The organism is Telluribacter humicola, from assembly GCF_017355935.1.
Taxonomy (GTDB): Bacteria; Bacteroidota; Bacteroidia; order Cytophagales; family Spirosomataceae; genus Telluribacter; species Telluribacter humicola.
Genome location: NZ_JAFIQT010000004.1, coordinates 385909 through 409088 on the forward strand (window position 1 = coordinate 385909; position 23180 = coordinate 409088).

The 23180-nt window shown below is 43.5% G+C and carries 20 protein-coding genes; 8 read left to right on the top strand and 12 right to left on the bottom strand.

All coding sequences use genetic code 11. From position 1 onward, the window contains the following. Positions 1-80 precede the first annotated feature (80 nt). Together JUB14_RS28170 and JUB14_RS19530 are read right to left on the bottom strand one after the other, a co-directional pair. The gene (locus JUB14_RS28170) at positions 81-212 is read right to left on the bottom strand and encodes a twin-arginine translocase TatA/TatE family subunit (RefSeq protein ID WP_374757825.1); all 132 of its coding nucleotides are present in this window, start codon (positions 210-212) and stop codon (positions 81-83) included. Positions 213-601: 389 nt separating this feature from the next. Then, entirely contained in the window at positions 602-1060 is a 459-nt protein-coding gene (locus JUB14_RS19530) for a response regulator (protein WP_207508494.1), read from the bottom strand. Positions 1061-2063: 1003 nt separating this feature from the next. Here JUB14_RS19530 and JUB14_RS19535 point away from each other — a divergent pair. Then, a complete protein-coding gene (locus JUB14_RS19535; RefSeq protein WP_207508495.1) occupies positions 2064-2672 on the top strand; it encodes a tetratricopeptide repeat protein in 609 nt (202 codons plus the stop codon). A 692-nt stretch (positions 2673-3364) separates the two neighbouring features. Here JUB14_RS19535 and JUB14_RS19540 read toward each other — a convergent pair. The 4 genes from JUB14_RS19540 to JUB14_RS19555 all read right to left on the bottom strand — a co-directional run bounded on the left by JUB14_RS19540 (position 3365) and on the right by JUB14_RS19555 (position 10075). Continuing rightward, complete coding sequence (locus JUB14_RS19540; RefSeq protein WP_207508496.1) at positions 3365-5113, bottom strand: erythromycin esterase family protein; 1749 nt, start codon at positions 5111-5113, stop codon at positions 3365-3367. A 55-nt stretch (positions 5114-5168) separates the two neighbouring features. After that, the gene (locus JUB14_RS19545) at positions 5169-6002 is read right to left on the bottom strand and encodes a helix-turn-helix domain-containing protein (protein WP_207508497.1); all 834 of its coding nucleotides are present in this window, start codon (positions 6000-6002) and stop codon (positions 5169-5171) included. Positions 6003-6327: 325 nt separating this feature from the next. Continuing rightward, the gene (locus tag JUB14_RS19550) at positions 6328-7419 is read right to left on the bottom strand and encodes an ATP-grasp domain-containing protein (protein WP_207508498.1); all 1092 of its coding nucleotides are present in this window, start codon (positions 7417-7419) and stop codon (positions 6328-6330) included. A gap of 322 nt (positions 7420-7741) precedes the next feature. After that, positions 7742-10075 carry an ABC transporter permease gene (locus tag JUB14_RS19555; RefSeq protein ID WP_207508499.1) on the bottom strand — a complete coding sequence of 778 codons (2334 nt, stop codon included), beginning with the start codon at positions 10073-10075 and terminating at the stop codon, positions 7742-7744. A 924-nt stretch (positions 10076-10999) separates the two neighbouring features. Between JUB14_RS19555 and JUB14_RS19560 the strand changes: the two genes are divergently transcribed. Both JUB14_RS19560 and JUB14_RS19565 read left to right on the top strand, forming a co-directional pair. Then, positions 11000-11332 carry a PadR family transcriptional regulator gene (locus tag JUB14_RS19560; protein ID WP_207508500.1) on the top strand — a complete coding sequence of 111 codons (333 nt, stop codon included), beginning with the start codon at positions 11000-11002 and terminating at the stop codon, positions 11330-11332. A 6-nt stretch (positions 11333-11338) separates the two neighbouring features. Next, positions 11339-14032, top strand: a complete 2694-nt coding sequence (locus JUB14_RS19565; protein ID WP_207508501.1) for an ABC transporter permease — start codon at positions 11339-11341, stop codon at positions 14030-14032. 296 nt (positions 14033-14328) lie between these two features. On the opposite strand, the gene JUB14_RS19570 is transcribed toward JUB14_RS19565, so the two are convergent. Further along, a complete protein-coding gene (locus JUB14_RS19570; RefSeq protein WP_207508502.1) occupies positions 14329-15696 on the bottom strand; it encodes an SBBP repeat-containing protein in 1368 nt (455 codons plus the stop codon). A gap of 458 nt (positions 15697-16154) precedes the next feature. Between JUB14_RS19570 and JUB14_RS28245 the strand changes: the two genes are divergently transcribed. The 3 genes from JUB14_RS28245 to JUB14_RS19580 all read left to right on the top strand — a co-directional run bounded on the left by JUB14_RS28245 (position 16155) and on the right by JUB14_RS19580 (position 17600). Continuing rightward, positions 16155-16319, top strand: coding sequence for a phage tail-like protein (locus tag JUB14_RS28245; RefSeq protein ID WP_510187065.1), 165 nt, complete (start codon positions 16155-16157; stop codon positions 16317-16319). Between the two features lie 144 nt (positions 16320-16463). After that, positions 16464-16799 carry a hypothetical protein gene (locus JUB14_RS19575; RefSeq protein WP_207508503.1) on the top strand — a complete coding sequence of 112 codons (336 nt, stop codon included), beginning with the start codon at positions 16464-16466 and terminating at the stop codon, positions 16797-16799. A 210-nt stretch (positions 16800-17009) separates the two neighbouring features. Continuing rightward, entirely contained in the window at positions 17010-17600 is a 591-nt protein-coding gene (locus JUB14_RS19580) for an OmpA family protein (protein ID WP_207508504.1), read from the top strand. Between the two features lie 45 nt (positions 17601-17645). On the opposite strand, the gene JUB14_RS28175 is transcribed toward JUB14_RS19580, so the two are convergent. The 5 genes from JUB14_RS28175 to JUB14_RS19605 all read right to left on the bottom strand — a co-directional run bounded on the left by JUB14_RS28175 (position 17646) and on the right by JUB14_RS19605 (position 21964). Then, entirely contained in the window at positions 17646-17789 is a 144-nt protein-coding gene (locus JUB14_RS28175) for an SDR family oxidoreductase (protein ID WP_207508533.1), read from the bottom strand. 45 nt (positions 17790-17834) lie between these two features. Continuing rightward, positions 17835-18650: a DUF1206 domain-containing protein gene (locus JUB14_RS19590; protein ID WP_207508505.1), complete on the bottom strand. Its 816-nt coding sequence runs from the start codon at positions 18648-18650 to the stop codon at positions 17835-17837. A gap of 298 nt (positions 18651-18948) precedes the next feature. Beyond that, the gene (locus JUB14_RS19595) at positions 18949-19572 is read right to left on the bottom strand and encodes a DUF4136 domain-containing protein (RefSeq protein WP_262897622.1); all 624 of its coding nucleotides are present in this window, start codon (positions 19570-19572) and stop codon (positions 18949-18951) included. A gap of 267 nt (positions 19573-19839) precedes the next feature. Next, the gene (locus tag JUB14_RS19600) at positions 19840-19983 is read right to left on the bottom strand and encodes a hypothetical protein (protein ID WP_207508507.1); all 144 of its coding nucleotides are present in this window, start codon (positions 19981-19983) and stop codon (positions 19840-19842) included. A gap of 952 nt (positions 19984-20935) precedes the next feature. Next, positions 20936-21964, bottom strand: coding sequence for an IS110 family RNA-guided transposase (locus tag JUB14_RS19605; RefSeq protein WP_207508508.1), 1029 nt, complete (start codon positions 21962-21964; stop codon positions 20936-20938). A gap of 511 nt (positions 21965-22475) precedes the next feature. On the opposite strand from JUB14_RS19605, the gene JUB14_RS19610 reads away from it, so the two are divergent. Both JUB14_RS19610 and JUB14_RS19615 read left to right on the top strand, forming a co-directional pair. Next, entirely contained in the window at positions 22476-22808 is a 333-nt protein-coding gene (locus tag JUB14_RS19610) for an integrase catalytic domain-containing protein (RefSeq protein WP_207508509.1), read from the top strand. Positions 22809-22864: 56 nt separating this feature from the next. Then, entirely contained in the window at positions 22865-23134 is a 270-nt protein-coding gene (locus JUB14_RS19615) for an IS3 family transposase (RefSeq protein WP_207508510.1), read from the top strand. The last annotated feature ends 46 nt before the right edge of the window (positions 23135-23180 follow it).

Below are 23180 nucleotides of genomic sequence, written 5' to 3' on the forward strand. Positions count from 1 at the left end.
ACTTATAGGCCCTGGCGCACTAATAAAATATTATTGGTGGGATCGAAAATGTAACCTGCTCATAATCAATTTTTCGTTTTCTAATATGGCACAGCATCGTTTAAAGCATCTTTTATGTCCTCGGTGGCCTTCTTAAATTCATGTACCCAATGTCCAAGAGCACGTGCCGTGTCTGGAAGATTATGGATTACCAAAAAAGCAGAACAAAGCACATGACCAGTAAAATTTTACTTCAATCCCAAACCTATCTGTATTACATTTTATAAATAGATTGTTTATGTTGCTAACGTTGCAAAACGGGTTGAATGTGCAGGAAAAACGGAGGATATAGATAAACAGCCCAACAGTGTCGGTGAATGCCTTGCTAATTAAGTAGAGGAAGGAAAAAGAGGCGAGGAATTGTGTGTAGTTGACCTTAACGAAGAGTCAGCAAAGCTACGATCTTATTTGGGTGCAAACTGGGCGGGCGCCTTAGATAGTACTTATGGCTCCTGAATTATTAATCAGGATTAGTAGGTAAGTTTCTGAAAAGGAGGAAGTCGCTTCCGTAAGGCGAGCGACGAATCGGGGTACTGATATATTTTATATGGAATGCAGAGGACTAAGATACCTCTACCAACTCTTTCTGATCTGAATGATAGGGCGCACTAAAGTACATTTTTAGTTCATCCCTATTTTTTAATCGATCCAGGTCCTGCGGAACAAGAGGTTTGTCCAGGAAGGTAATGACATTTGAGTAGTCCATGGACTTAAATTGGTCCTTTGGATTTACTGAATTAGAAAGAATACAAAATTGGGTAGTGGGATACATCTGCTGGTACTTACTGCCAAATTCATCCAGAAATTCCCAACCACTTATAGTGGGCAGCTTCAGATCCAGCAAGACAAGTTCAGGTGCTTCGGCACCTCCGCTGATACTTAACTTTTCGAAATAGTTTAATCCATCCCTGCCATTTGTTAGTACCACTACCTGTTCTACAAATTTACTATCTGTCAAGGTAACCGTAAGTAGGTGGTGAGCTAGGTCATCATCATCAATAATAAGAACCTTCTTTAACATATATATATAAGTGGGTAAACAGACACTCCGTTACCACTAGCAATAACGATACCAAATAGCCATTAAATACAATAAATAAGTTTTCAACCGGTATTATGATGATTTAGTAAAATTCACAATCAAAGTCTCATAAATACTGTAAATACAGTATTGACACATGTACTACCTATCCTCTACTTTTGCGTAGGCATTCCGACAATCGTATATCCACTTGTTCCGCATCTGTTAGCTTAGTGCTCACACATACACACCTATATTTTTACCTTTTGTAGCATTAGTGATTTTAACTAAAGCTACAAATGTCGCCCTTTGATATGTACTTTCACTTCACCGAAATATATACCTATCCTTCTGAGTCATGTTGTGGCAAAATTGCGGGTGAAACATAAAGCCTTGTATGTTACATACCAGTAGCTTAGCTACCCGTACTCTACAATCGTTAAAAGCAATATTAAAAAGGCTGCAGTACCTCCAGGCTAACAAAGCAGATGCTTACTACAACATGTATAAACAGGTATTGCTTCACGATAGCTTTTCCCACCACAGCCTTTTCAGTACTAATTAACCTTTGCCGGTACAACCAAACTTTTTCTATCTATTTGTTTTCTGCTTTTTATCAGGTAGTCGATCGAATACTTACCCGCTCCCGTTATCAGTAACTATACTAAACCTGCTACGTACAATAGGTTTATCTCGTAGCCGGGAGGTCCAAACTTAGGTCCATCGGGTGTCAGTCCATTTAGCCAGAAAGGCAGGTGTAATAAGCTGTTTTATTCGAGTTTGTAAGATTTTAATATACTGTTCTATGTTCGGCTCTATTTTTATCACATCATTTATTACTTCTGATAATTGAATGTTATCAGAAGTATGATATTAAGAAGCCGCTAGGACAAGCCCCTATGGTGACTGAACCCTATAATTAATAGACCGTTACATAAAATTGCTTTGGAGATGGATAGTAGAATAAGTAATTTGGGTAATACCCATTAAGCTTTCTACCACTATGATCAGACTGCTATACAGCTTGCTGCTACTGGTTTCGGCCCTTCCTGCACTTGGACAAACGGCAAGCAATTATTATCGTATCGCCGAATCAAAGTCCTTGCTTGGCGATGAAAAATCAGCCATTGCCTTCTATACCAAAGCTTTGGATGTGGACCCCGGCTTTCTAGATGCCTATATAGCCCGGGCAACTTCACGAGTTGCGATTAAAGATTATAAAGGAGCCATTGAGGACTGCACCAAAGCTCTGACGCTGGATAGCCGCTCCTTTATTGCATGGTATCTTAGGGGGCTCTCACGGTCTGCACAAGAAGACTATATGGGCTCACTTGAGGATTATAACGAATTTCTTTCAAGAACTTCAGATGGTGAATCAGTAGGGTATTTAAGGCGGGGCATTTCAAAGATTATGCTTCAAGATTACCGTGGTGCAGATTTAGACTTAACCAGGGCTATTGTTCGAGGAAGTTCTACCGGAGAAGCTTTTTTGAACAGAGGGATAGCCAGAATGCACATGGGCAATACTAGTGACGGATGCGGCGATCTCAGCGTAGCCGCAAGAATGGGGGAAATAAAAGCCCATCCAATCATTGAAGAATATTGTAAATAAACAGCGCAGTATGATCTACTAGAACCAGTCATGTGATTTGAAGGGCTGGCTCTTCTTGTACTCCTGATTAAGTTTTCACCTTTCAGCTACGGGTAGGATGATTATTTAAATGGCAGCCCTTCACTTGCCCCTGGAAGGTGGGAGAAAAGGAGCCTATTGTTATCGTACTGCATGGAGAGCCTTCGGTCCAGGTTTATACATAATCCTTCTCATAAGCAAAAGATGAATTTCGGCTTCAAATAGACACAACAGCCGAAGGACAAGTTAGTACAAGCTTAGTAACAAATGAAATAGAGCTTAGCTCGGGCGACCTCTTGTCCGAAACAAAAGCAAGTATCAGGTCATTTCCCCGTGATAGACAGCCTCAGCAAAATCAATATTCCTGCCCTTGTATTTGCCAGTGAACCAAAATATGATTTCGACTAGGGAAGAAAGTTTGCTCAGGTACTTCCGCGGGCTGAATTATTAATAATACCAAGCAGTTGTCATGATCCCTGGTAAACTCATCCACCTCAATTCTTTTCGGAAGTCATCAGTTTTATTAAAGAAGTTTACAATTCAAGATGATGTAGTTGAAGGTACTAAGCGACGAAAATGTTGGTACTTGTTCAAACCGATACTTTGAAAATTCATAAGATACAGTAAGCTGGATAAATATAATTAAGGCTCAGTTTACCCTGGCCTCAGCTCTCTTATGGATTAATGTATGTTGAGCGAATACTTGTTCTCAGATGAATAAGAGCATCAAAATGTTCGGTTATAGACATGGATCTAAATTGATTAAGCTGGGTCTCTGTTTCTAAAAAGCGAAATCCTAATTGCTGCTTTATCCAATGCCCCTCATCCTGCTTTTGTATGGCTGATAGATTTAGTATAAAATCAGGATACTGGCACTGGTTTAATAAATACTCATAGGTGCCGGGGTAGGGCGTTTCGACAGCAAAAAATCCTGGTGAGCCATATATTGAGTAGGTGCCTTGGTTAAATGTAGAGCCAATGGCGAAGTATTCCTTCCCATACCAATCATGGAGGTAGTGCCCCATATTGACTCCCTGTTTGGAAATGTGTCCATTTGCCGCCCAGATGACCATCCTTACATTCTTCGGATGCTGATCCACCAGCCAACGGATATTTTGTGCCATCCATTCTCGGCGATTTTTGAGAAAGGGTAAAGCTATTGATTGGGCGAGTATATCGGCATCATGTTGCAGCTGCTCCAATATACCTTTATTTTCACTACTTTGTTTTTGGTCTTTCAAATGTGCAATAATCACCTGGACCTGTTGATAGGCTACAGTTCGCAAAGAGTCATTCAAGGGCTTTGACCTCAATGTCGCGGTTACTTTATTTACAAGCTCCAGTAAGGTAGAATCATTCTTTTCGCCATAACGAGCCAGGTTTTGCAGCGGTATTTCCTGACTTTGTAAATCAAATCCCCGAAATTCAACTGGGCTATCGGGATGGCTCTGATTGTAAGCTCGCATCCATTCAATCATAGATAGTACTTCCTTGGTTTGCCAGCTCTTAAAGCCAAGGAGTTGCGTCACCTGGGCCGGACTTCCTTCGCCTCCCTGCACGTAACGATTGATCAGATCGGCTTCTGGCGCAGGTGCTTCCATGGCAATAACTGTAAAACCCATCTTTTCCACCAGGTACTGAATCAACCGGTGTTTTACCTGAAAGAGAGAGCCTGAACCATGGGAGTTTTCTCCCAGGCCAACCAATCGGCTTGGGCCGATATGCCGTTTTAAAACAGTTAAGTCATCTACCGGATCATTCGGATCTAGTGAACGTAAGGGCACAACTGTTCGGTTTAACCAGGCTTGTTGTTTAGTAGATAAGGGCTTTAAGGAGGGAGGTGTGTCTAATAACTCTTGACCATCTAATTCAACGCGAACCGCATCCAGATACACTTTACCGGTGCCATTTACCTTGAGGCCTGGCACAATACCTTCACCTTGGGCATCCTCTGGTACGTTAAAAGAATACCGGAAAGGTTGCCAATTGGTTGTTTTCGTTACAGCTTGGTCAGAAAACCCAAACGAGCGACGACCATAATCATAATGAAACCAACGGGCTTCTCCATCTTGTAAACTATCAATCTTTATCTGACCAGTCAGAGTCAGCGTATGGCCTTTTAGACGCTCAACACTAAAAAAAAGGCCAGCCAACAACATGGGAGCTTGCTGGGCTGTGAAAATCAGACTCTTACGACCATCAAAGGATTGAGTTGAATCCACTCTGATTGATGATGGTGCTCCCTTTCCTTCATTAACCTCCCAGGCAAGAGGAAAGCCGCGGGGAGAGGCATATTCAAAACTCAGATTAAGGAAGTTTTGTGCCTGTAGTCTACTGGACCATAGTATAAGTCCAATAATAATCATCCATTTACTGATTAGTATCAGGACCCAATGAGGTTTATCTTCACTTGTAGCTTTCATTGTTAGATGCCAATTTTTGGCAAAGAAAAGGCATCCTGTTGCAAATGTCCTTGTACTATCTTGGGATGATGGTATGGGATTGTCGGCAAATAGTATGTCGGTAAGTTGAAGGCGACAAACTCATTATTCTTTTGAATACTTTGTTAAAGTGGCTGGCATCCGAAAAACCTAGTTCAAAAGCGATTTCTTCTGTCGTCATCCTGGTTCCTTCAAGTAAGTTACAAGCACGAGCCACCTTTTGTTGACGCATATATTGCCCTAAAGTCATGCCTTGGGTCCGGCTGAAGTGCCTGCATAAATAATCGGCCGATAAACCAGTAAGCTGGCTTAGTTGTTCTAACGTGAGATTCTGTTGAGGAGTCTCATTTATAAAAGCTTTGACTTGATCAACCCATCTGGAAGCACGCCGATCCAGTTGGCTTTGGCGTAGAAATAAGCCAATTAACTGACGCACGATTCCACCAATGATAAGCTCTGAGAAGGCATCAGTGCGCTGTACTTCTTCCAGCAGGCACACCATATAACTTTTAACAGAAGGCAGGTCAATAGCCTGATACCCATCAACTGGTAGTAGATACAAATCAGCGTATTGGTTAGTCGTTGCTAGCGGTACTTCAACATTAAAACAAAGAGCTGGCGATTGATCAAACTGGTTGCTATGTTCAGCCTCTGCTGGATGAAAGACAACGTCACCCTTCCGGAAAGTATAGACCTTTGAGCCTACTCGTTCTTTATATATACCTTCTAAAACTAGAGTGAAGTAGGGATTAACATGATGATGATTGGGAATTATTGTCTGAGGGGCATGTTGTGAAGTCGTTATATAGAAGTTATCAACTTGCTTTTTTAAATCTACTTGTCCAAAGTACTGGCCACTCTGCCGCTCCATATTTAGATAAATCTGATTTGAATAGGCAAACTACAAAATACATGTTTAATATATTGATTTCTCAGACAACATACCCTCCTATTTATAGCTCTATTTTGTAAGGAGGTTACACTATACGCCCTCCGGTGCCTAATGAAGGAGAACCAACAATAATCGTATTTCAATACCCAACTAGCCAGAGTATCTACTACAACTACAGGACAATAGCAGCAAGCTCAGAGTGGGTTGTGGTAGCAGCGAGAAGTTGAAAGGTAACATTATCAATTTCAAAGAAGATTAAAATTCCTTTAAGCTATTCTTTGCTCTAATACCAAAAGCCCCCCCTTTATGCTCTGGTGGCTTGCCGGGCTACTGTTGATGACAGGTCATTTTCCACGTTATGAAGAAAAGCTCTGTCCAGTTTTTTTAGGAGTTGAAGGTGAATCTGTGCCGATTTTAATTGATTCCAGCCGCGCTGAAACGACCAGTAGGGCACCCCCCTCGCGTGGTTCTGCCGGGCAATGCGCGCCAGCACAGACCAGTGGTGTATTACGATTCGGTAAGCCTGCCAAAGTGAGTTTCCGTTTCCATAGACGTGGTGCGGGGCTGCTCCCGCGCCGTTAAATTCAAGAATTGAAAAATTACGGCCCGCTTTGAGGTCGTCTATAGACGCACATTTGATGTCATATCGTCCGAAATAAAAGTGCCCAGCAAAATGGCTCAGAGCATCAAAGACGCTCAGCAGCCGTTGGTCTTTTTCGTGGGCAAGACTTACTAACCGGCCACCCCTGGTTTGGTTGAGAGCATTACTCAGGCGATACCTTTCGCCGTTGGGTACTACGTAATCCAGGCGGTTGGCGTGTTTTGCCCGCAACTCATCCAGTCGGAAGCGGGCCGGCGGATATTGTTGGAGCAGCTCCCAAAGTGTGGAGTGTCCGTCGCCGATTACCTCCAGGAAATCTTTTCTAACAAACCCAGTGATCGTGCCGGTTGAGTCGCCGGGAAACCGGTAGTAGAATACGCTTACCTCTATGGGATAGGTGATCAGATCCTGAACGATGTATTCTACAGGCATCTGCTGGTGGTATAGGCGTAACTCATTCGCCGTGTAAATAACCCGAAATAACAGCCCCATCATGCCTACATTAGGTTTCACCGCAACTGGATAAGCATCAAAATGAGTCGCAACCAATTGCTCTGCCTCATCGGCCAAAATAGTCGGCGCTATATAGATACTCTTTGGACATAGATCCGGCGGTAGCTGCTCATACATTTCCCGTTTGGTTTCTCCCTCGAATCCCCCAAAGGTAAGCGTTGGGTTGGCAGTCGTGAAAAACCACCACGACCGCGACCGACCACAGTGCCAAAGCCAGATAGGAATCAACGGAATTAATTTTACACGATAATCCCAGACTTCCCAGTGTGTGAGTCGATACATGGCCTTTTTAATCATTGGTAGGGCTTTACAATAAAGATATGTATAACGTACCGACCCAACAGGGCAATTTTGGTTATCATTCATGTCATTCATTATATTAAGCAAATCAGCTAAGGTCTGCTCAACTTCGAGCATCTCAGACTACGTGGATTTGCACAGTATATATGACCACAAAATTGTCAAAGACCCGAATGTGGTGGTAGCAACAAATGCCCATCATCTTGCTCCATGTAGTTGGTTGTTATATTATGGTCGTAGTGTCGCGGAATAGAATCTTTTGTCTCGCTATCGTCATAACCTGCTAATGAATGATTTTTCCTTTTTACTCTGCTTTCAAAACTTTTTCTGGTTCAACTTGACCAGCTCGAATGGTTTGGGATAAGACAGTCAGTAGCCCGAGTATAGCAACCAAACCAAAGCCTATGCTTAAATTTATAAAACTTAAATCAAGATGGTTACCCATTTCCTTTTTTAGTAAATCACCGCCAAACAAGCCTGCAGGAACACCAATAATGCCAGCAATCAAGATAAGAAAGCCGAAATTTTTGGTAACTGTCCACACCAATTCTGCGTTGCTTGCTCCCATTACTTTTCTTACACCCAGTTCTTTAGTCCTTGTTTCTACGGAGTAACTTGCTATGCCTAAAATGCCTAAAGCAGCGATGATCAGGACAATTAGGGCAGAGCCGCCAAAAAACTCCATTTCTCCACTGATTTCATCCGAATAACGGTACTCTTTTAAGTTATAGAGATTTGCAGTTTTTTCAGGAAAATGGTTTTTCCATAAGGACTGAATGGCCTTGGTTACTTCCAATTCAGTATTTGGCTTTATTTTTATAGTCAATGAGGCTATTTCATTTGGCAGATACCGATAGATTAAAGGGACTGCCTGGCCAATAACCTCATTGGGCATGATGCCAATGACTTGAACATAGGCAGAGTCCAGTAATAGATTTTGCCCTACTATGGTCTGCGATTTAATTTCCAGTAGTTTTGCGGCAGCTTCATTCACCAACACATACTGCTCAGTACTTTGTGGCATATTTGTAGGAAAATTTTGCCCTGATTTTAACCTAATACCTTCTATTTCAATTGTTCTTGGATCAATACTTACGTAGTTTATTTCCAGCGTTTTATTGTTTAATATTACTGTATCATTGCCTATTTTGATAGGTTCATGATACCAGTTAGTCGCCAAGGTCGTTTCGACCTGACTTAACTGGCTTATTTCATTTTGTAGATCTTCATACTGTTCACCTTTTAAATCAAGGGTCAGAACATTGGATGGCACGGTTGAGCTAATGATTGACCTATTTTTTCTATCATAATCGGCTATTATGACAACCAGTATCATAAACATGATGGTCACTGAGAATTGTACAACGATCAAAGCTTTGTAAACAGCAACACCCTGGAACAGCTTTATATTCTTCATTTTACGCAAAATCTGTATGGGCTGAAACGATGACAGTAGCCATGACGGGAATGCTCCTGCGACTAATCCCGTGATAACTGCGTAAGTTAACAAGCTTAAAATTAAGATTATATCCCAGGAAAATGTCACATCATCCATATCGGGTATATAGTGGGCTAAAACAGTAACACAAGGAACTGTGAATAACAAAGCAAATAGGGCAACGATGGTTGATTCTACTAAAAATTGACCCATAACCTGCCCTCTTGTTGCGCCTACCGATTTGCGAACCCCTACTTCCTGAGCTCGTGAGAAGGCACGCGCCAATGCCAAACTGATATAGTTAAAAGCAGCTAAAAGGGTTAAGGCTAGAATTATAAATAGCTGCACTTGTATACTCGTCCAATCTCCGCCCGCATTACGGTCATTTATAATGTCATTGTTTCGAGGAGTAATATCTTCTATGGGTTGTGCCAGAAATTGAAGACTACTCTTATCTATTTTACGATTATAATTCTGGAGCGTTTTATTGAGCTGCTTTACATTATCTTCTGATTTTAAACTTACGTAAATGGCCGAACTCTTGAAGTTTCCCCAGTCTTGTGAAATATCACTAATTGCACCTTTTTTTTCAAGCATTTCAGTAGAACTAAAAGATAATAGTGCCTCAATGGGTAGATGGGTTTCTAAAGGCGGGTCCTGGATAATGCCTTCAACGGTGTAAGAACCTAAGTTTTCAAATTGAACAGTTTGCCCTAAAGCATTGGTGTTGCCAAATATTTTTTCTGCTGTTTTTTCAGTTAAAAAAAGGGAAGTGGAGTTATGTATAAGGCTTTGTGCATTGCCAGACAACAACTTAAATCCAAAAACATTAAAAAAAGAAGGCTCAGAAAACTTTATGTCAATAGGTACATCACCTTTGTCAGTTTGTAAGTTATACTTTCCTGCCTGACGTACTTTTACCGTATTTTCAACAAAGGAGATACTGTCCATTTGAGACACCAATGGCAATGGAGCAGTTGCCCATTTGGTTTGCCCCCCCTCCTTTGTTTCCTGCGTGAGTACCCTTACTATTTTATTGAGTTCTGGATGAAAATGGTCTGTATCAAAAGTGGCTTTTAGACCTGTAAAAAGAATAACGCCAACCGCCATACTTAATGACAAGCTCATGATATTGACTAATGAAAAAAGTTTGTTTTTCCAGAGTACCCGTATAGCGATTATCAGATTGTTCTTTATCATAACTTAAAGTGTTATTTTTTTTATGAAAAATAAATCAAATACTAAGGGGAATCCCTTGCGCTGGTAGCCGAGTTTTTCCTACTTCAACCTTATTATTAAGCCTCTAAATCTCATCCTGGTACACAGTACACTTCCTGGGAGCTACAGCTTTGCCAGGATCATCATCAGGGTAGTTTTGCCCGCCCAGTTGAGCCTAGGCAGACCATACCTTTTCTTAGGAATATATAGTGTTTCATACCTTATGAAAGCCACTCCGTTGGGTTAGGATCCTGATATGTTACTGATCTTTAATTACCAGGTTTTGTTTTAAAACCCTTCAAGCGAGCTATGAGGAATAAATCTCCGAATGGCTAAGATAGTAAATCTATAAAAACGTACCATGTATTACATAGTACTAGGTATAGATTAATTTAAGCGGCAATAAATTTATATAAATGGCATCAAACACTGATGAACGGTATTAAGAAATATAAGCATTCTCCTGAACAAGGAAGTACTGAAATCCACTACCACCCACTGAGAGTTTCGTTTTCTGTTCAGGAGCGAGTACTACTATCAAAAGTTGGTTCGCCACTTAGTATGGAATGTTGTTGAACAAGCACATTGTTCATGAAGTGGATTTGAGAACTAGTGACCAGGCCGCAGTTTAGTGTATCATACCATACAACTAGATATACCTATTTTGAGCGTGAGTTTCATCGTAATGCAAGCTTGATCACAGGATTACTGACTGCGATCTCTTTTGAAGTGGTTGATAAGCTAGGGGTTCCCCACTCAATAGTGAAGCAGTAGATACCACCAAAATTTAAGGAGAGATTTTATACCGGGACTCAGTTCAGTCACCCATCCGAATTAATTATTACTACAAAATAGTATTTATACAAAAACTTAGTTATTATTACTACATAATAGTATTATTCAGTTATGAAACATCTTCAACTCGGTGAATTTGAGGAGATTGTCCTTCTTACGGTAGGCGTGTTACACGGCAATGCATACGGAGTAACTATCAAGGATGAGATCGAACAACGCCTTGGCCGTGAAGTAACCATCGGAGCCTTGCAGATTACACTGCGGAGACTGGAATCCAAAGGCTTCTTAAAGTCAACGCCCGGGGATTCAACCGAAAGCCGGCGTGGACGACCAAAGCTTTTCTTCGAAATCACAGCTTACGGAAAAAAAGCCCTGGACTATTGCAAAGAATCTCGCGATGAGCTTTGGAAGGCACTGCCCAAACTGGTGCTAAATCTTAAATAACATTTTATGAAAAGCGCCGAGCCACCTCGTTTCATCTTGCGTTTCCTGCAATGGTTTTGCAAGCCGGAATATCATGCCGACATCGAAGGAGACCTGCTTGAACTCTACGATAGAAGAGTAGCAGACCAAGGGAAATTCAAGGCTAATTTACGTTTGTCCAAAGACGTTCTGTTACTATTTAGACCTGGAATTATCCGGTCAGCTAAAATTCACCAACCTATAACATCCAACGGTATGATCAAAAATTATTTTATTATGGGGTGGAGAAACCTCCGGAAAAATAAACTCTACACGACGATCAATGTATTGGGCCTTACATTCGGCATGGTTTGTTTCCTGTTGATCGGCCTATACGTGTATGAGGAACTTAACTTCGATACCCAGCATACGCAAGGGGAAAGAATCTATCGGGTGATCATGCACCAAAAAAGTCCCAGCCAGGAAGCTACAACGGTCGCCGCAGCCGGGTATATGGTCGCTGAAGAACCCAGGCACTCGTTTCCGGAAGTAGAACAGACAACACGCATGCAACGCGTTGGGCGTGCAAACCTTGTCGATCCACAGAATCCTGTCAACGTGCAGGAAACGATGACCATCGCCGATGAGTATTTCCTCCAGGTATTTGATTTCCCATTCATTGAAGGCGACAGACGTAGCGCTTTGAAGGAACCTAACACGATTGTTATCACCGAAGATCTTGCCATGCGGATCTTTGGCAGAACTGACGTAATCGACAAAAATCTACAGTTCGACCGAATGCAGAAGCCGTTGAAGATCACCGGGATCCTGAAAAATCATCCGCAGAATTCGAGTTTTAATTTTACGAGTGTCATGTCGGAGTCAACCTTTACCGACGAGCAGTCCAAACGGGAAGCAGAGATTGATTGGACTTCAGCTAACTTTACGGTTTACGCCTTATTACGGGCTGGGGCGAATCCTGATTCTGTTTCCGGTAAAATCACTCATCTGACTCACACCAATGTTCAGCTTGAACCAGGCACCACACTTTCCTATAGTCTTCAGCCATTGAAGGACGTGCATTTGAAATCTGACGGAATTACCGATGGCGGAAAAAATTCAAATGTTGATCCCATTCCGCAGGGAAACCCTGTATACGTAACAGTGTTCCTATTTACGGCCATTCTTGTCTTGCTGATCGCAGGAATAAACTACTCGAACCTGACCACTGCCCGGGCCTCAAGCCGACTTAAGGAAATAGGTGTCCGGAAAGTAATCGGAGCGGTGCGTAGCAATCTGATAGGGCAGTTTCTGGTTGAATCCCTCATCACAACTGTGATCGCTTTCGGGGTTGCTGTGCTCATCGTTGCGATTTTACTGCCTTCATTCAATGAGTTTGTTAATAAAAAGTTTTCGCTTTTCTCCTCTGTGGGCTTAGGTTTCTGGGCCGCTGCGGCAGGCCTGATCCTGGCGATGGTTTTGCTTTCTGGTGGCTACGCAGCCCTGTTGCTTTCCCGTTTCAAACCAGTTTCATTACTAAAAGGCCTGGCGCTCAAAAGTGGTAGTGATTTCTCCGTGCGCAAAGCGTTGGTCGTCCTACAGTTTACAATTTCGACTGTAATGATCATTGGAACGATTGTGCTCTTCAGGCAGGTACGTTTTTTAAACGAGAGTAACCTGGGCTTCAACAAAGACCTGATGGTGGTCATCGACGTGAATGTGATCAAGGCCCGCTCCAACTTTGACTGGGTGAAGAACGAGATGTCGAAGATTCCTGCTGTAGAGCAAGTTTCTGTATCATCGCATGTGCCTGGGGAATGGAAAACTTTAGTGAGAGTCAAACTCAAAAAGGAGGGCGGTGGCGATCAGCTGCGCACGGCCTATGTGATTGGTGCGGATAAGGATTTTCTGACCACCTATGGGATCGAGTTGCTCAAAGGCAGGAACTTCAGAAATGCGAATGACACCTCCGCCATCCTGATCAACGAAGCGGCCGCGAAAATTCTCGGTATTACCCAAATTTCCAATGAAGGTGTTGAGATTCCGCAAAGTGCCCGTGGATCCTTTTTTAATCCGATATATGATGATATCAACGCTTCGTTTAAACCGCGTGTGGTAGGCATCGTGAAGGATTTCCATTTTCAATCCCTACGGGCGAAGATAGAGCCATTAGTCATTGCCTACCATGACAACCCGATTTATCCTATCGATTATTACTCAGTAAAGATTCAGCCGCAGAACATTCAGACTACCCTCGAAAAGCTTAAAGCAGTAATGGTGGCAAACGATGAACGCGAGCCTTTCGAATACCACTTCCTCGACGAGCAGCTGGCGCGGTTTTACATTGAAGATCAGCGCAGCCAAACGATCTTGGGTTGGGTCGCCCTGGCCAGCGTGGTCATTGCATGCCTGGGCCTCTTCGGACTGGCCACCTATTCGGCCGAACAAAGGTTAAAGGAAATCGGTGTGAGAAAAGTTTTGGGTGCCAACTTGGTAAGCATTATGGCGTTGCTCTCTAAGGATTTTGTAAAACTGGTTTTAATCGCCTGCTGCTTTGCATTCCCTATTGCGTGGTTTGGCGCTAACTGGTGGCTTCAGGACTATGCTTATCACATCAACGTGGAGTGGTGGATCTTTGCACTGGCTGGCGTGATAGCAACCGGTATTGCCCTGCTCACGGTGAGTTACCAAGCCATCAAGGCCGCAATGGTAACTCCAGTGAAGACTCTCAAGTCGCAGTAAAAGGACTTTAAAAGGTAGATAAAGTATATATAACATTAAGAGGGTACAAGATCTTTCGTACCTGCTCAATATTGATGATAAGGGGTAACCAAAGCCAGAGAACCGACGGATCCTTATTATCCTATCTTACGCTAAAATGGATTTATCGGAAGTAGGATTTCAAGATAGAACAAGAAGCAAGATATATACACCTTTCAAAATTCATTTATCATATCTGGATGATAAAGTATGCCCAATCGGGTAACATAAACATGGCCCGGCAGCTACTGGTTAAAATAGCTGCCGGACTTTTATTGCTACTTAAATTTTGCTAAAAAAATATCGCCTTCCCCACCAGATGTAAGGGTAGTGGTACCAAACGTAGCGGTGCCTTCGAAGCTTCCTGTTGAGTACGCCGTACCGTGTTCATCTACGGCAATACCTAGTCCATAGTCATTACCAGCCCCACCGGCACTTCGGGTCCATTGGACATCTCCATTGCCATCAAGCTTCGCCACAAAGATATCGTCACCACCATAATGAACCTGGTTGATGGTTACACCCACCAATCCTGTACTCGTTCTTTCGACGATACCGATTTGTGAACTCTCTGTTTTACCTATCACATATACATTTCCACTATTATCTACGGCTATATCTGCTCCAGTTTCATTTAAACCCATTGCGCCTAAGAATCTTGACCACTGCACATCTCCGTTTGTATTGTATTTAACCAGGTCTATCTCTGGATTGAACGCACCTATATATACAGATCCAGTAGCATAGATATTTCCACTCCTATCTACTGCAATACCGGTTCCGTATCCGATACTACCTCTACGGGCCCAAAGCACCTCACCGGTGCTGCTGTATTTAGCAATGAATTGATCAATACTTATTCTCGATATCACACTAGTGAGGGTAAAAGTACCAAATATGGCATCCAAGTCATAGTCACCTATGATATAGGCGTTTCCGCTATCATCTATGGCAATACTATTTCCTCCATCATAACTTGCTCCTCCAGCCTGCTGGGCCCATAGTACCTCCCCATTGCTACTGTACTTGGCTACAAATACATCATTCTCACCTCGGGAGGTAAAGGAGGTGGAGCCAAAAGTAGTGGTTTCCCGAAAGCTGCCTGTGATATACGGGTTCCCGCTCTTGTCAACGGCAATGCCAGATCCTCCATCACCACCAGTACCTCCTGCGCCCCTTACCCATTGTACCTCTCCGTTGGTATTGTACTTACTCATGAATATGTCCAAGTTTCCATTGGAGGTAAGCGATTGGGTACCAAAAGTGGCTGTACCTGAGAAGTACCCTGTGACGAAGAAGTTACCCTGTTCATCCAACGCAATAGAAGACCCCTGGTCAGAGAGAAGTCCTCCGGCTTGTTTAGCCCACATGACATCCCCCTTGTCGTTGTATTTGACAATGAATATATCTAATTCGCCGCTAGAGGTAAGGGTAGTAGAGCCGAAAGTAGCAGTACCGGCGAAGGCTCCTGTGACATATAGGTTGCCGCTCTGATCCACGGCGATACTTCTGCCTACATCCCCGGCAGGACCGCCTGCCCGCCAGGCCGCGACATCCTCATTAGGGTGAGGTTCCAGATTATGATCCTGACAGCCTGATACAAAGGCCATAAGTAGTGAGGTCAGTAGAATGGCTACTTTTTTCATGATGTAGTAATTATGTGTGAATAGTTAATTATGTTCCTGCTGCTAGTACGGCTTGTATGCAATTATCATTTTGAGGAGAAAGTCCGGTTCATGCTTTCTGGCATAGACACTCCTTTCAAAACAGCCTGTGGCTGCATCAAAACAGTCTGCTCTGCTTTAAGATCAATGATGTAAGAGAGGAGGGGCGTAAGGAGAGCTGAATATTTCTTTACATATTTCACATGTGTGTCTAGCTAATAAGCTGTAAATAAGGTGACTTATACTTTCAATAACAAAAGATGTATAACAACTTTATAGTATTTTATCTAAGGGTACTATGGTGACTTTGTTCTCTCAGTACCTCTATGTCAGCTTTTTTAGATTAGAGAGATTTAGAAAGTACAAGTATGTCCTAGCTTAAGAATAATGACCGTTTTGAGGTAGCCCGGGCTCAGATCAAGATACGCGATGGAGCCGGGATGCCCAATCCTTCGGCCGTGCTGGAGCTGGAAAGCACCAACAAGGCATTTTTGCCCCCGCGCATGAGCTCGGCCCAGCGCGATTCCATCGCTAACCCTGCCAGCGGCATAGTCATCTTTAACACGACGATGAACTGCCTGCAACTGTACAGCTCGGGTAGCTAGGGCTGTCTGGGAAGCAGCAGCCCGTCAGTCTATCCGCCTCGCCTGACTTATGATCAGATTCTGGCTTTGCCTTCTACACAGACTGGAGATCTAGCAAGCGACACGACTTTTCATTGCCTGCGCCTTTATTATGGCAGCAAGTGGGTGTGCAGCAACAAACCTGCGGGTGATCCTTCTCCCGATGCCACCGCGTGGAAAGCAGGCGGAACAAGTACTGATCTAGGGGAAAACATTGCTGTGGACGGTAGTGGCAGTGTGTATGTAATCGGCTACTTTGGGGGCAGCATTACCTTTGGCAGTACGACCCTTACCACCAGTGGTGGGGCAGATATGTTTGTAGTCAAGTATAACAGCAGCTGTATCGTTCAGTGGGCGCAGAAAGCAGGAGGGGCGAGTAGCGATTTGGAGTGCATCGAAGAATCAATTGCCTCGGAACGGCGGACCGTCATACCTTTTGATGCACTCCATATATACAAATGATTAGGGCTGTTATAACTACCAAAGAAGCTGGATATAAAACCTTTATCATTGTTGCATTGTTGTAAAAATAACAACTGTTATTTTTATAAGGTAGGTTTAACCCTTTATAAATTAATCAGAATTCCGTCCAGGGTCATTGTCCTAATTTTGTGTTGATAAACATAAGGTTTCGGAAAGCGTACAATATTTGGTAACCTTTATGTAACTACTATGAAAAAATTACTAGGATTAACTATTTGCATATTGGCACTAATTATAAGTGCTTGTAACAATACTGGTAACCGGATTGAGGATGCTGATTCGGTTTCGGAAGTGGCCACGGAGGATACAGCAGTGGCTTTCCAAAACGATGCTGTTTGGGCGAATATTGATTTTGATGTTCCTGTAATAGTTGAACCAGACCTACAAGATACAGATATTACGCTGCGGGGTACAGATACACTAAGCATCTACTCTTTGGAACAGGATATCATGTTTAATACTGCTAAAGCCCAAATACTACCGGCGGGGGAAGAAAAGCTACAGAAGATAGCCGATAGTATCCGCAAACGTATCGGCGATAGTAAGGCTATGATAAGGGTATATGGTTTCACTGATTCCCGGGCGGGTAAGGAATTTAACCTGGAACTCGGTAAGGAGCGTGCCAAGGCTGTGGAAGCTTGGTTATCCAGCCAGGCAGGGTTTGATGCCAGCCGCATTCAAGTTATTTCTCTGGGTGAGAAATTACCGGAAGCGACAAATGAAACCGCAGCGGGACGTCAACAAAACCGGCGGGTAGAAATTGTAGTCGTTAAAAGCTAATTTTACTTCGGTTTATTTGGTTTATCTTAAATATTTAGTTTAAAATTATAGTTGGTCTGACCGTCCGCCATCTACTTGGATCATCGCGCCTTGCACAAAGGCCGCATCATCGGAGGCCAGGTAAGCAATGGTGGCGGCTACATCTGCCGGTTCCCGACGTTGGCTTGGTCTACTTCTTCGATTTCGGATTTTCCATCTACTTCAATAATATAGATTCAACTCCTGGGTAAATTTCTAGCTTTTACTGTCCCGAAACCTAGCCTCCATAAATACAAACAAGCTGTAGCAAATAAAGCCCAAAGCTACTCCTGCCAACAGGAAAGAGCCATATGAGGAACTCTCTAAAAATTGAAAGGCGTTTTCAGCTTTTCCTGATGTAGTATTTAAGCCGGCCTTAAGAATCATATAACTGATAATAATCCAAACCAGTCCCCGAGCAATATACCCTATTTTACCAGCCCTTATCATTGTATCTTCTGCCTTATCCTTCCATCCTGTTTCCTTTATTTTCTTCTGGTATTTTCCCGAAAGGGCCTGATAAATCAGATAAATTCCAGCCAAGGCAATAACTCCGGCTAACATGATTACTATCAAATGACCAAAAGGCAACTTCAACAGGGCATTGGTAAAAACGCGCCTGAAGCTAAGATTACCACTACTGGTACCAATAGCTAATTTAGCAGCCAAAAACGTCAGCAGTCCATAGAACATTCCACTGGCAGCATAACGCATTCGGTACACCACTCCTTTAATGCACGCTCCCCTCTTTTCAGTATCCTTGATTGCCTGAAGCAAACGCCAGGCACTGTAACAGGCTAGACCTATAGCCAGCAGCCCTAGTAAAACTTTGCCCCTGAATAGTTCTTCTATAAAAAGAAATATATCTTTTCGTCCAACCTGTTGGCTAACACTACCCTGTTTAAAAGCGGCTATGAAGGCCAATATACCGGTCAAGCAGTACACAATACCTTTAGCATTCAAGCCAATTTGGGCAATGCGTACTACCCATTTTTTAGGGACATCAGGAATATAGGAGGCAATATCTTCCATAATATTTTTCCCTTACGGCTTTTGGCGTTAATAATCCGGAATAACAAATATTATTTACTGTAACCGCGGCTGGCAGGCAACAGAACCGCCGGGTAGAGATTGTTGTTGTCAAAAGCTGATTGAGACAGCTGGCATAAATCAGTTCACTGGCCCGGGAATGCTCAGAACTGTTAAGAAAACGTTACTTTAGCCGTGCCACAAAGCAAAAAATTCCCTTTTGGGGAATTTTTTTAGTCGAAATCAGAGTTAGACCTCCCTGTCTATAACAAAGTCGGAAAAGAAGCCAAGCAATGATTTTCTATTCATTTAGTACCAGATCATATTTATCAAAAATCAGACTTACTGCCTTAGCTATGTGATCCTTATTTTTATCAAAAATATTGCCATCAGTCAATCCGCTGGCGTATCCCTGCCATACTACTACTCCTTTCTTGGCATCTACAATTTGTACAATCATTGTACCTTTATCAAAGTAGTATTGCTGACCAGCACGTCCCGGATCTGTATTCACTGCGGCACGGGGAAGTAAGCCTAACTGACCATTTCTAACTTCATCAGTATCCCAGTATTCAGCGTCACGGAAGTATCCTTCGTAACCGGTCATTTCAACGGGCTTATCAAATACCCGGAAATTAATTAATACATCAGGATTCTGGCTGTTCATAGTATAGCTACGGGCAGCCAGTTCATGTGCTACTGCATCTCTAATCGCTGACTTCAAAATAGCATCATTTACTACATACGCCAGGCTCTGAGCCGAATTTATACTTTTAGCCCAGGCGAAGGTCTTATAACTATCGAAGGGTGCTGACATATCTTTATCTGAAGTAACGGTATAGTTGTTTCTGGCGCAGGATGAAAATGTCAATGAGATCGTTACGAGTGTTAGAATTACTAATAGAAATTTACTTGCCTCTTTCATGATTATAATTAGTTAGTTGAATATCGATTTAGTATTTTAAAATGATTACAAATGGTTATCACTGATTAAAACACACTACTAAAGGCAAAAGAATCGTTCCATTCCTTCTGTAGCTTCTATGTAACAGTGCTCTCCGTTTAATGGGAAAATTATACCTCTACACACCCCGGTTAATGATTTTGGAGGTAAGCCTGGTGAGGGAAAACCGGGATTTTAGTTTTTGCTAATGTAGCCTGGTTGTAGAGGTGGATAACCGAGGGGAGGAAATCATCCTTTTCTGGCCATACTTGCTACCCCATCCAAGTCCATAGATTGCTTAATACTCTTTCCTTGCCCATTCTGATTGAGCAGGGCCAATGCAAAGTCTTTCTTCTTACCGTAGAGCTTAACCTCGAGGATATCGGCTGGCATGATGATGCTATTCTATTCCATGGTTACTTTCAAATCTCATACTAAGTGGAGTTCTCAAATAGACCGCAGCCGCGGACGGTCGCAGTGGTAACGGCGGACTATATCCGAGGCGGACTATAAAGAATTACTCTAAGGAATTCTGATCTTTTAGACGTTTGTTTTCAATCGGTTTTATGGTGACCCTGGCGCTATTTACCTAATGTTAAAAGGTTCAGATAGAAAGTACTTCTCGAAATAGGACAAAGATGAAATCAGAAAAAAGTATAAACTTCTATCAGGACATGTCATACCTCACTAGATCCTGCTGACCATTCTTTCTGCCATTGTTTATATTGCTATGTAATTTAACTAAGTGTAATATACTCGCCCTAGATGAGTTTCGTAAACAATATAATCAAGGTATAATACGCCTATGTCTCTACGGCTCCGGCTGACTGGCGGCTAACTGGAGCAACATCTTTAAGGGCGTTCCACTGCCGGACTAGTAGCTGCTCAGGCCATAGGACTCACAGGTAGCTGGCCAAAGGGACTGAATGGGTATTGGTAAACTAAGGGGTAATTTTAACACATACAGAAACTCTAAGAAGTATGCATTATATAGTCCTGTATGTTCCATACAGAATACCGTATTTTGAGATTTCCATTCAGCCAGTGTTTTTATTAATCGTAAAGCTTCTTTAATTCCCACGATAGAATTTTATGTGTGAGCACGTAGTACAATACATTGGGGGGAATAAACAGCCCAATCCAGACGGGGCGCCCCGAGGCGTAGCTTGGGCAATGTCAATGCCAACAAAGTAGAGAATTTCCATAATGTAATATAGGTTTGAGTTAGTCATCCAACTTGCCTTTGCTCAAACCCTTATGATGGGCCTTAAAGCCGCATTTCTATGGCACAGAATTCTAAGATCAAAACAATCGATTGCTGATATTATTTTTCCAATATTTAATCCTATGCGGCTTGCCCGTACTGGGCGATCGGCACGTAGGGCGTTCCCCGGCTGACGGCAGCAAAGACCCGATTGATCAGCTTGGCTTTGACGGCGTTGAGAATCACTAGCCTTTCCTTACCCTCTGCGTGCTTTCTCTGGTAGCGGCCGCCGCTGCGGTACGCTTTCAACTGTGGGTCGTGTTGAACGGCGGCGGCCGCGCAGTTGCTCAGCAGGGCCTTCATCTTCTTGTTGCCCAGCGAGCTGATTCGGGTCTTGCCCCTAATGCTGCTGCCCGAAGAGTGTTCAATGGGTGCCACTCCGGCGTAACAGGCGAACTGCCGCCCGTTATCAAAGGCTGTAAAACCTTGGGTGTAAATCAGGAAGGCTGCGGCCGTGATCATGCCCACGCCTACAACCGACTTTACGAGTTGGAAGTGCCGCAAGACCTGCTCATCCTGTTTCACAGTGGCCTCCATCTCCTTCTCAATTTGGGCAATCTGCTGCTCGATGAGATTTTGCTGCTTTTGTGAAAGCTTGATAATCATCGTATTATCGATCAGGTTAGAGGTCTCCTTCAGGTCGGTCAGCGTGTTCTTAAGACTGGTGCTGGCCTTGACCAGCCTGTCGCGGAAGGCCAGCAGATTCTTCAGCTTCAACAGGCAGCCCGAAGGCAGTTGTATAGGCGTCAGAGAGCGCTGGTGCAGGCAGATAAACCAGGCGATGCGGCCCGCGTCGATTCTGTCGCTCTTACCGCGGGCCATGCCCAGGCTTCTCTTTAGGTGCAGCGGGCTGATCAGCGTGTATGGAATATCGTTTTCCTGCAAAAAGCAGCACAGGGACAGTGTGTAGTGGCCTGTGTGTTCCATGCCCAAGAAACTGTTACTGGCGTGGGCACCATGTTCCCCCAGCCATGAAAGCAGCTTCCCATACCCCGTAACGGTGTTGTCGAACTGCTGATGGGTGAAGTGATCCGGATGTTCAGCCTGGCACAGGGCCGCGTCGAGCGTAGCCATGGAGATGTCGATTCCGATGAAAAACTGCTTGTTCATGGTCTTGGTGGTTTAGGTGATAAATCCAGAGCCGAATACACCGAAATACTAATCCCCTTAATAAGCCCGATGCTTAAAATTCTAAATGGCAACCGATCGGTGACAAAGGAGTGAGGGACTAATTCCGAGCTTAATTCTGTTAGATAAGCCACCCCGTAGTTCACCGCTCACTCCTTCGGATCTTGTGGTAATGTACTTTTTAAAGTTAACTATCATCTCACAAATCTAAGGGACCACCCCGCCGAGCCAATGCAAGTCGAACAGAGTGGGATGCTGACCGCGACGGCGTACCGTTCGGAGCTTAGGTCTGTTTCCTCGGCGCCCCGTTAACCTGCCCCTTTCTGGTTAACAATAGGCAAGCTACCAAATCTTGGAATCTTACCATACTATAAATCTAAAGGGCGACCCGGTCATTCACCGAATCTTTGCGTGCGTCAGAGACAATCGAAAATATGAAAAATTCTACCTCACAGCTGTTGCATAAGCCATAGAAATCGCGGTTTACCGGCTCATGACAGAGAGTAAGCTACTTTATCATCAGCAGCGCAGGGATAAGAAGGGCAAAACGTTCATCAAGTTCAGAGTGCCTAAACCACAGCTACCCTTTGAGCATATGGAGGTCGATATTAAGTACATCTGGGTGCATGGGATTCGAAGAATGGCTTACCTGCTGTCGGTAATCGATATCAAGACGCGGGCCATCCTAGGCTGGATGCTGCAGCACAGTATCCGCAAGAACGATGTGGTCAGCCTGGTGCGGGCCATCGCCGCCTGTTACTGTCTGCCCCTGAAAGTCAACGTCAGGAGCGACAACGGCGCACAGCGGCCCGCCGCAGCGGTTTGAGGCGAAAATGGTGCGGGAGTGCCTTAGTGAGATGTAGATTCAGCAAGAATTCTGTCATGTGGCCACACCGCAAAACAACGGCCACATTGACCGGGCTGCCGGCGCAGTCATACCATTACATTGTCAAGAAGGCCGTTTGCAACGTGTATGAATTTTTCGACCTGAAAGAGGCCATGGAGATCATCCGGCAGTTCGTCTATTTTTACAATAGCGAGCGGCTGTATTTGGGAATCGGGTACCTTAATCCTAACCAGTACTTTTTCAAGCTAGGACTGAAAATGACTCCTCATTATCAGGAAACCGCTGTGATAGTCGATATTTCATAGAATATGAACTTGTACCAATTTGTAGAATTTGACTCCAAGAAATAGG